Here is a 9,255-nt window from a genome sequence, read left to right on the forward strand (position 1 = left end):
ATCACTGGAAAATATCGCTGGAGAGGTATCTGTTACCGGGCGGGTGTTTGATGCCGTATTTTAAGGGGCGTCCAATCGTCAAGCAGCTGAAAGTTCACTGGCATCCACATTAAAACGTGAAATCTGTGCCATCGGTGCCGCCAGGGAAAGTCTTGAAATACAAAGCGCGTAATTTTCCTAATGAAGAAAAAGCTCGGCCATCGCATCAATAATCGCGGCAGAATCGAGCCGGTACTCCGCGTACAGATCAGGCAAATCACCAGTCTGACCGAAACGATCTGTGCCAAGTGGACTTACCCGCATGCCGCGCACTCCGCCCAGCCACGACAGCGCGCCGGGCGAGCCATCAATCACAGTCACAACGCCAGCATCACGTGCCAAAACGGATAATAGATCCTCCACATGACTCGGTTGCGCGTTCCTATCGGTCCAGCGCGCGGCCTTGCTAGCGGACCAATCTCGATGCAGCACATCGGGCGATGTCACGTTCAGGACGCCTAATCCGGGAATATCATCCAGCATTTGTTCGTACGCCGCCAACACTTCGGGTGCGATGGCCCCAGTAAATATAATGGCCGCCTCAGACCCTGCTGCTGGTCGGCGCAACCAATATCCGCCTTTCAGGGCATCGGCCTCCCAATCGGAATTGTTGCGTTCCACTTGCGCGACCTGGCGCGTACTCAGCCGCAGATAGACAGAGCTTCCCTCCGGCTTTTGCAGATAATCAAATGCCCACCGCATAAACAAAGCAACCTCGTCGGCATAAGCAGGCTCAAAATACGCAAGACTCGGCTGCCCCATGCCAATCAGCGGCGTGTTAATCGACTGGTGCGCGCCGCCCTCTGGTCCCAGAGTCAACCCTGAAGGCGTCCCGACCAACAGGAAACGCGAATCTGAATAGCACCCATAATTTAGCGCATCGAGGCCGCGGGCGATGAAGGGATCATAAACCGTGCCGACGGGAATGAGACGGGTACCAAAATGCTGCGCAGAAAGGCCAAGCGACGTCAGCAATAAGAAGAAATTATTTTCAGCAATCCCGAGTTCGATATGCTGCCCCGCTGCATGTGCCGCCCATTTCTGGGCAGACGGAATCTTTGCCTCACGAAATATGTCGGCCACGTCGGAGCGGCGAAACAACCCACGCTGGTTCACAAAGCCGCCAAGGTTGGTTGTCTGCGTCACGTCAGGGGCTGTGGTCACGATGCGGTCAGCCAGTTCTTCCGACGATTTGGCGAGATCGAGAAGGACATGGCCAAATGCCGCCTGCGTCGATTGTACATCACCCGATGGAACTGCCAGGCGGGCGGGCACAGGTACATATTGCGACACCGCCTCCGCCGGTTTTGCGGCAAGTACGCTATCCCCAATGAAATTTTTAAGCCTGGCGGCCATGTTACCACCGAGGCCAGCAAATGGTTCCCATTCCTTGCCCGTCTCAATGCCCATCGTCATGCGAAGCTGATCAATTTGGGCAGGGTTCATCATTCCGGAATGATTGTCTTTATGTCCCGCCAGCGGCAAGCCATAACCCTTGACCGTATAGGCAATGAACAGAGTTGGTCGTTCATCGTCTGCACTGTCAAAGGCATCCATCAACGATTCAATGCAATGCCCACCCAAATTGGTCATCAGCGCCGCGAGACCATCGTCATCAAAACTATCCAGCAGTTTTTGCACATGCGGTTTGCCGCCAATGTCAGAGGTTAAGCGCGCCCGCCAGGCCCCACCACCTTGATAGGTGAGAACGGCAAATTCGGCATTGGGGCAATTTTCGATCCAGTCCTCAAGCGACTTTCCGCCGGGTCGTCCAAAGGCAGCGCGCTGCAGCTTGCCGTGCTTTAAAGTGATGACGCGCCACCCAGTGGTCTCGAAAATATCGTCAAAGCGCCGGAACATGCGATCAGCTGTCGTGCTGTCGAGCGATTGCCGGTTGTAGTCGACCACCCACCAGCAATTACGAATGTCGTGCTTGTACCCTTCAATCAGGCATTCATAGATATTGCCTTCGTCAAGTTCAGCATCGCCCATCAACGATATCATCCGCCCTGCATCGGCCTCGTCTATCGATCCGTGCGCGATCAAATAATCCTGAACAAGACTCGAAAACGCGGTGATCGCAACGCCCAGACCGACCGAACCAGTGGAGAAATCCACCGGAATTTTATCCTTCGTCCGCGATGGGTAGCTTTGCGCGCCGCCAAGTGCACGAAACTGCTGCAATTGCTCCAGCGACTGATTGCCGAGAAGATAATGGATGGCTTGAAGCACTGGACCGGCATGTGGCTTCACCGAAACCTTATCCTGCGGGCGAAGCGCGTGAAAGTAGAGTGCTGCCATAATCGCCGTCATCGAAGCACAGCTTGCCTGGTGCCCACCAACCTTCATCCCATCGCGCTTGTGCCTAACGTGGTTGGCGTTGTGGACGATCCACGACGACAGCCAGCGTAAGCGGGTATCGAGCGTTTCGATCGTTGCAATTTTCTCATCTCGCTTGTCCGCGACAATGTTGGCCATGGTTCGTATCCGCTCACAATAAAGCTCGACTTTACCCCGCACGCCTCAGCATGTCCTTGCGTAAGATGATCGTTTATGCGACTTTTTAGACAGGTTATGCTGAAATTTGTTCATTGAGTTATATAATATGCCAAAAAATACAGTTGATGCGATTGACCGTAAGATTATGGATTGTCTTCAGTCGGATGGCCGAATGTCCAATCAGGAATTATCAGAACGGGTGGGGCTGTCACCCAGCCCCTGTTTGCGCCGTGTCCGTCAGTTAGAGGCCGATGGCACAATCGCGCGCTATGTCGCCTTGGTCGATCCTGATAAAATGGGCTTATCGGTCACAGCATTTGTCCGAGTGCGCCTCGACCAGCAGGATGATCGTCATCTGGAGGATTTTGAAACCGCCGTCGCCAGCTTCCCTGAAGTTATGGAGTGTTACCTGATGACAGGTGAGGCGGATTACCAGCTGCGGATATTGGTGGCGTCCTTGACGCAATTTGAGGACTTTCTCCGCCATCGGCTTACTCGTGTGAAGGGCGTTGCCAATGTCACCACAAGCTTTGCGCTTCGCCCCGTCATCTACAAAACGTCGGTTCCCGCTTTGGATCTCGAGATCTGACCGGTCCGTGTTGGGACGTACGGTCCATATAAATTTTCCGGACACAACAATCTTTTCAATCGAGAATGACGGCAGTTCGGTCGCATAAGCGTTCACGACCCGTTGGTGGAGTGACGTGATGAATCTGGAAAATGACCCCCTCGCTGCGTTTTGGATGCCGTTCACGGCAAACCGGGCATTCAAGGCGACTCCGCGCCAACTAAAGTCTGCCAAAGACATGCACTATACCAGCGATGACGGACGGCAGATCCTCGATGGCACCGCAGGCTTATGGGCAGTGAACGCAGGTCATTGCCGCGCACCCATCGTACAAGCGATCCAGAAATGCGCCGAAGAGCTAGATTATGCCCCACCTTTCCAATTGGGGCACCCGCTGGCGTTTGAACTGGCATCGCGCCTCGCATCGCTGATGCCCGCAGGACTGGACCGCATCTTTTTTACCAATTCGGGTTCGGAGTCAGTCGATACAGCACTGAAAATCGCGCTCGCATATCAACGTGCAATTGGCCAAGGCACGCGTACGCGATTGATTGGGCGAGAACGCGGTTATAATGGCGTTGGTTTTGGTGGTATTTCGGTTGGTGGCATCCTGAATAACCGGCGTCAGTTTGGCACCTTGTTAACAGGTGTCGACCACCTGCCGCATACCCATGATCTCGAACATAACGCCTTCACAATGGGCCGACCCGAGTGGGGCGCGCACCGGGCGGATAATCTGGAGGCTATCATCGCGCTGCATGGCGCAGAGACCATCGCCGCTGTTATTGTCGAACCAATGGCGGGTTCAACAGGCGTGTTGGTGCCGCCTGTCGGCTATCTCGAAAAATTGCGCGAGATTACGCGCAAGAATGGCATCGTGCTAATCTTTGACGAGGTTATAACTGCTTTTGGCCGAGTAGGCGGTACAACAGCATCAGAAACCCTGGGCGTGACGCCCGATGTCATTACGATGGCAAAGGGCCTTACAAACGCTGCAGTGCCCATGGGCGCCGTCGCCGTTAGCCGCCATATCCATGACGGCGTTGTCGAAGGCGGACCCGATGGCATCGAATTGTTTCATGGTTATACCTATTCGGGTCATCCGCTGGCGGCAGCAGCAGGCATTGCAACGCTCGATCTTTACAAATCGGAAGGAATATTTGAGCATGCAAGCTCGCTCCACGGCTATTGGCAAGATGCTGTCCACAGCCTTAAAGGCAAACGCCATGTCATCGACATCCGGAACATGGGTATCGTCGCGGCGATCGAGCTTGCGCCACATGCCGGCGGCGTTGGCAAGCGCGGCATGCAATTGTTCCATAAATGCTTTGACCATGGCGTTCTGGTGCGCGCGACGGGGGACATCATTGCGCTATCGCCGCCGCTAATTCTGCAAAAAACGCACATCGACGAAATTGTCGGACGCATCGGCGAACTGATCGAGACCGTCGACTAGAGCGACAAGACGATCTTGCCTACATGCTGCTTGGTCAAAAACGCTTCCTGGGCCATGACGATATCGGACAGGTCGTAGGTCGCGGCAATCACCGGCTTAATTTCGCCGCGTTCAATGTATGAGACAAGATTTCCGAACACTTCATGTTCCAACACGGTGCAACCGATCAGGCGCAAATCCTTAAGGTAGAGCGTCCGGAGATCAAGATCGACAATTGGCCCGGATATCGCACCTGAAACGCCGTAGCGGCCGCCACGTTTTAGGACGTTCAAAATAGAGCTGAACTGCGTTCCTCCAACAATATCGACAACGGCATCGAAATACTCTTGCCCAAACAAGGCGGTTAAATTGGCATCGCGCGGCACAACTTGGGAAGCGCCAAGCGACCGAACGATTTCGGTCTTTGCATTGGCTGCCATCGCCGTCACTTCTGCGCCGCGCCGCTTTGCGAGTTGCACCGCTGCAGAACCAACGCCGCCCGATGCTCCAGTGATCAACACGCGCTCGCCTGCCTGCAAATTAATCCGCGTCAGGATATTCTCGGCGGTGCCATAAGCACAGGGGAAACTCGCCAATTCAATGTCGGAAAGAATGGAATTTACGCAATGCGCGTGCATGGACGGGACGCAACTGTAATCGGCAAAGCCGCCATCGACCTCGGAACCGAAATAGACAATGTCGAAGTGGCTCGCGCCGCGAAAGACTGGCTCAACCAATACCCGCTCACCGATGCGTGCTGGATCGACATCATCGCCCACGGCCACAACATGCCCGCAGGCATCAGCACCTTGAATGCGCGGAAATTGAAAGGCCGCGCCTGACCAGCCGTCATCACCAGCGCCTTCTATCCCCGATGCTGCGCCGACGTCCGTGGCCTCTGCTACGGATTTGGAATACCAACCGATGCGTGTGTTGATGTCGGTATTATTGACCCCCGCCGCCGCAACGCGGATCAAGACATCGTTCGGCCCCGGTGTTGGCACAGGCACGTCATCCCGACATTCGAGCTTGTCATAGCCGCCATGGCCGGTCAGCAGAACCGCGCGCATATTGGCGGCTATCGTCATTCGGCGCGTTCCAGCCCGAACTGGTTGAGATACCATTTCTGGAAGTTGAGCACGCTGCCTTCTTGTTCGGAATATCGGCCAGGTCGATAACGGCTCGACATAATGCCTGCCTGATTATTTTCCGTTATGACTTTGTCCTGCGTGGTTGTCGCATGATAGCCCCAGATCATCTTTTCAATATCGACCTCGGCCTCAGTAGCGCGGCCATCAACCAGCCAGATCATCTCGACATCAGTTCCCAATGCGCCACGCGGCGTGAACTGGAACAGGATTGCGAAATGGTCGTCTGCAACAATCTGGCTGAATGGACTGAAGCTTAAGTGCATCCGTCCGCCATCTGCTTTAATCCGCTTGCCCATGAGTGGCGCGGGCGCAGAACCATCTTGCGTTTCCGACGCCCATCCGTCCTTGTTCATTCGTTGCATCAGCAGCCGCAAGTGACTGCTTTGGGGTTCATCATCGATAGTACCGACCGGCCGGCCCGCGGCGGCCGCGCTTTTTTCCCATGCCTGTAACTTAGGCGCGAAGCTGGCGATCGCATCAACTGGTCCAGAACTTGGCCCAGCGCCGACCGCTACAATCGATTCCGACGCATGCATTGAGCAAAATTCAGGATGTGAAGGTACGCAATGATAGCATTCAAAGAAATTCTCTACCACCAGCTTCCAGTTTGCAGTCGTCGGGTAGCTGCCTGCATGAGCAATACGCGCGTCAGCGAAACCATGATAGTCCAGGATTGCGCCCATATCGCCGAAGGTCGCGTCGAAATCTACTGGCTCATCCTCGCTCATATTGATGAAGATAAGGCCATGGAACACGCGGATATGGCAGGCGAACAGGCTGTTTTCTGCTTTGTTGAAATCTTCGGGCATCAGCCGCGCTGAAATCAGACGTCCGTCAAGACCGAAAGTCCAGGCGTGATAGGGGCAGACCAAGCGGGGCGCGTTGCCACTTTCCGACTGGCAAATGATCGATCCACGATGGCGGCAGACGTTGAAAAAAGCGCGTACGCTATCTGCATTTTCGCGGATGACGATTATTTGTTCATTGCCAACGCGAAACAGGAAATAATCGCCCTTGTTGGGAATGCGTGACACATGGCCCGCCAGCAGCCATTTCTGGCTGATGACTTGGTCAAAATCAGCCTTGAACACTGCATCGCTCGTGTAAAACTCCTGATCAAAGCTGTACCCTACCTGCGTCTTTGCCGCGAGCTGTTGCATGATTGCATTTGATGTTTCGGTCATCATATTTTTATCCGCGCGTTTGAAGGGTCATAAAGTGGTTTGAGGGAAGCCGTCGCTGGATACCGAACACCCGCAATCTCGATCTCATAATCATCAGGCCCAATGGGTCCGACCACGCCTCCATCTGCGGCATCGACGTAGCCGAGCCCGCAAGCGCCTCCGAGTGTGTGGGCGTACATGCCCGAGCGGATATATCCAGCAATCCGGTCACCCTGCCAAATGGGTTCGTTATGATAGAGCATGGGTTCAGGTGACTTTAACAGAAATTGCACAAGGCGCTGCTTCAGGCCAGCTTGCTTTTGCGCTAGCAAAACCTCCTGCCCAATGAACCCGCCAATTTTGTCCATTTTAACCGCAAAGCCAAGGCCAGCCTCCAGCGGCGTGTCTTCGTCGGTAATGTCATGGCCCCAGTGCCGATAGGCCTTTTCCATGCGAAGCGCGTTGAGCGCATGATAGCCGCAATGTTTCAGGCCAAAGGACGCGCCTGCTGCGACAATCTCGTCATATACGCCAGTCATAAATTCGGTCGGAACATATAATTCCCAACCCAATTCACCGACGTAGGTGATCCGCGATGCGCGAACGACGGCATAGCCAAGTTCGATCTCCTGCGATGTCGCAAACGGAAACGCTTCATGCGACAAATCATTGGGGCAAATCGATTGAAGCAAATCGCGGGAATTTGGTCCCATGATTGAAATAACGCCCATGCCAGACGACACGTTAGTAAGGACTGCATGCGCGTCATCAGGGGTGTGGCGTTTGAGCCAATTGAAATCCTTGATCTCGGTCTCGGCCCCTGTGACGATCAAATAGGCGGTTTCCGATAGACGTGTGACGGTAAGGTCCGCCTCAATCCCGCCTTTTTTATTCAACCACTGCGTGTAGACGAGCTTGCCCGGCGCGACATCAACGTCATTTGCACAGACACGGTTGAGAACAGCCATGGCGTCACGGCCTTCAAGCCGGAATTTGGCGAATGAACTTTGGTCAAACAGGCCAACCGCCTCACGCACGGCTTTGCATTCCGCGGCGTTGGCTTCAAACCAGTTCTGGCGGCCATAGCTATATTCATATTTTGGCACCGTGCCGGGTTCGTCATACCAGTTTGGCCGTTCCCAGCCATAAGCCTCGCCATGACATGCGCCTGCCGCGACGAGCCGGTCGTGGATGGCGGACCGCCGGACACCGCGTGCGGTTTCATATTGCTTGAACGGATAATGTGTTGCGTACAGCAGCCCAAGGCTCTCTGTAACGCGTTCCCGAAGATATTTCCGGTTAATCTGAAACGGCATGTTCCGGCGGATATCGACTGTCCAAAGGTCTGCCGGTGGGATGCCATCGCGTATCCAGTCCGCCATAACCTTGCCTACGCCGCCTGCTGATTGCAGGCCGATGGAGTTCAGTCCAGCAGCTACAAAACAGCCCTGTAATTCAGCGCTTTCACCGAGATGATAACGCACATCGGGCGTGAAGCTTTCCGGACCGCAGAAGAATTTCTGGATACCAGCCTTTTCAAGCGCAGGAACACGGCGCATCGCATCAAGCAACAACGGTTCAAAATGTTCAAAGCTGCCCGCGATTTCGTCAAAGCAGAAATCTTCGGAAATCCCGTCCATGCCCCATGGCCGTGCATTAGGTTCAAACGCGCCGACCAACAGCTTGCCCGCGTCATATTTATAATATCCGCAATAATCATAATCGCGCAGGACGGGGAGCGTGTTGTCGATCCCCTCCACCCCTTCAAACAGCACATAATAATGCTCGCAAGCATGCAATGGGGCAGCCACGCCAACGCTGGCCGCCAAGTCGCGTGTCCACATGCCACCGCATATCACGACATAATCGGCATCAATCATACCGTCCGCAGTATCAACCCCAGTAACGCGGTCGCTATTGTGGCGGATTTTCGTGACCTTGGTATTTTCAAATATTTTTGCACCGCCCGCACGCGCGCCCTTGGCCAGTGCCTGCGTGATGTCTACCGCATTGGCATAGCCATCACTCGGAATGTGAATGCCGCCGACAACGTCATCGACATTGACGATATTTGCGAGGTTTTTGATTTCTTCCGGCGTGACCACATGAACCGGTAGGTCGAACACCTTCGCCATCGAGGCGCTGCGCTTTAACTCCTCAAACCGCTCGTGATTGGTTGCCATCGAAATGGAACCACACTGACGATATCCGGTGGCCTGGCCGGTCTCTGCCTCAAGCCCACGATACAACTCGCCTGTATATTTCGCCAGCTTGGTCATGTTTATCGAAGGGCGCAATTGCCCCACCAGCCCAGCCGCATGCCACGTCGTTCCGCTGGTCAACTGCTTGCGTTCAAGCAACACCACATCGTCCCAACCAATCTTGGTCAGATGATAGGCA

At 54.5% G+C, this 9,255-nt stretch carries 6 protein-coding genes; 2 read left to right on the forward strand and 4 right to left on the reverse strand.

Features of this window, described 5'->3' with window-relative positions:
* Positions 1-177: 177 nt before the first annotated feature.
* Positions 178-2,517, reverse strand: a complete 2,340-nt coding sequence (locus ACLL9E_RS07365) for a transketolase (RefSeq protein WP_411291093.1) — start codon at positions 2,515-2,517, stop codon at positions 178-180.
* Between the two features lie 127 nt (positions 2,518-2,644).
* On the opposite strand from ACLL9E_RS07365, the gene ACLL9E_RS07370 reads away from it, so the two are divergent.
* Together ACLL9E_RS07370 and ACLL9E_RS07375 are read left to right on the forward strand one after the other, a co-directional pair.
* On the forward strand, positions 2,645-3,127 hold the full coding sequence (locus ACLL9E_RS07370; RefSeq protein ID WP_411291094.1) for an Lrp/AsnC family transcriptional regulator: 483 nt from the start codon (positions 2,645-2,647) through the stop codon (positions 3,125-3,127).
* Positions 3,128-3,245: 118 nt separating this feature from the next.
* Positions 3,246-4,562: an aspartate aminotransferase family protein gene (locus ACLL9E_RS07375; protein ID WP_411291095.1), complete on the forward strand. Its 1,317-nt coding sequence runs from the start codon at positions 3,246-3,248 to the stop codon at positions 4,560-4,562.
* Here ACLL9E_RS07375 and ACLL9E_RS07380 read toward each other — a convergent pair.
* From ACLL9E_RS07380 to ACLL9E_RS07390, 3 genes are all read right to left on the reverse strand, one after another.
* The gene (locus ACLL9E_RS07380; RefSeq protein WP_411291096.1) at positions 4,559-5,629 is read right to left on the reverse strand and encodes an alcohol dehydrogenase family protein; all 1,071 of its coding nucleotides are present in this window, start codon (positions 5,627-5,629) and stop codon (positions 4,559-4,561) included. The two genes, ACLL9E_RS07375 and ACLL9E_RS07380, sit on opposite strands and share 4 nt — an antisense overlap.
* Complete coding sequence (locus ACLL9E_RS07385; protein WP_411291097.1) at positions 5,626-6,879, reverse strand: aromatic ring-hydroxylating oxygenase subunit alpha; 1,254 nt, start codon at positions 6,877-6,879, stop codon at positions 5,626-5,628. The genes ACLL9E_RS07380 and ACLL9E_RS07385 overlap by 4 nt, the downstream gene beginning before the upstream one ends.
* The coding region (locus tag ACLL9E_RS07390; protein WP_411291098.1) for a GcvT family protein at positions 6,876-9,255 on the reverse strand (2,380 nt) is incomplete at its 5' end. The genes ACLL9E_RS07390 and ACLL9E_RS07385, both read right to left, overlap by 4 nt.

The sequence above is a fragment of the Sphingorhabdus sp. genome (genome assembly GCF_046596595.1).
In the GTDB taxonomy this organism is placed as follows: Bacteria; Pseudomonadota; Alphaproteobacteria; order Sphingomonadales; family Sphingomonadaceae; genus Sphingorhabdus_B.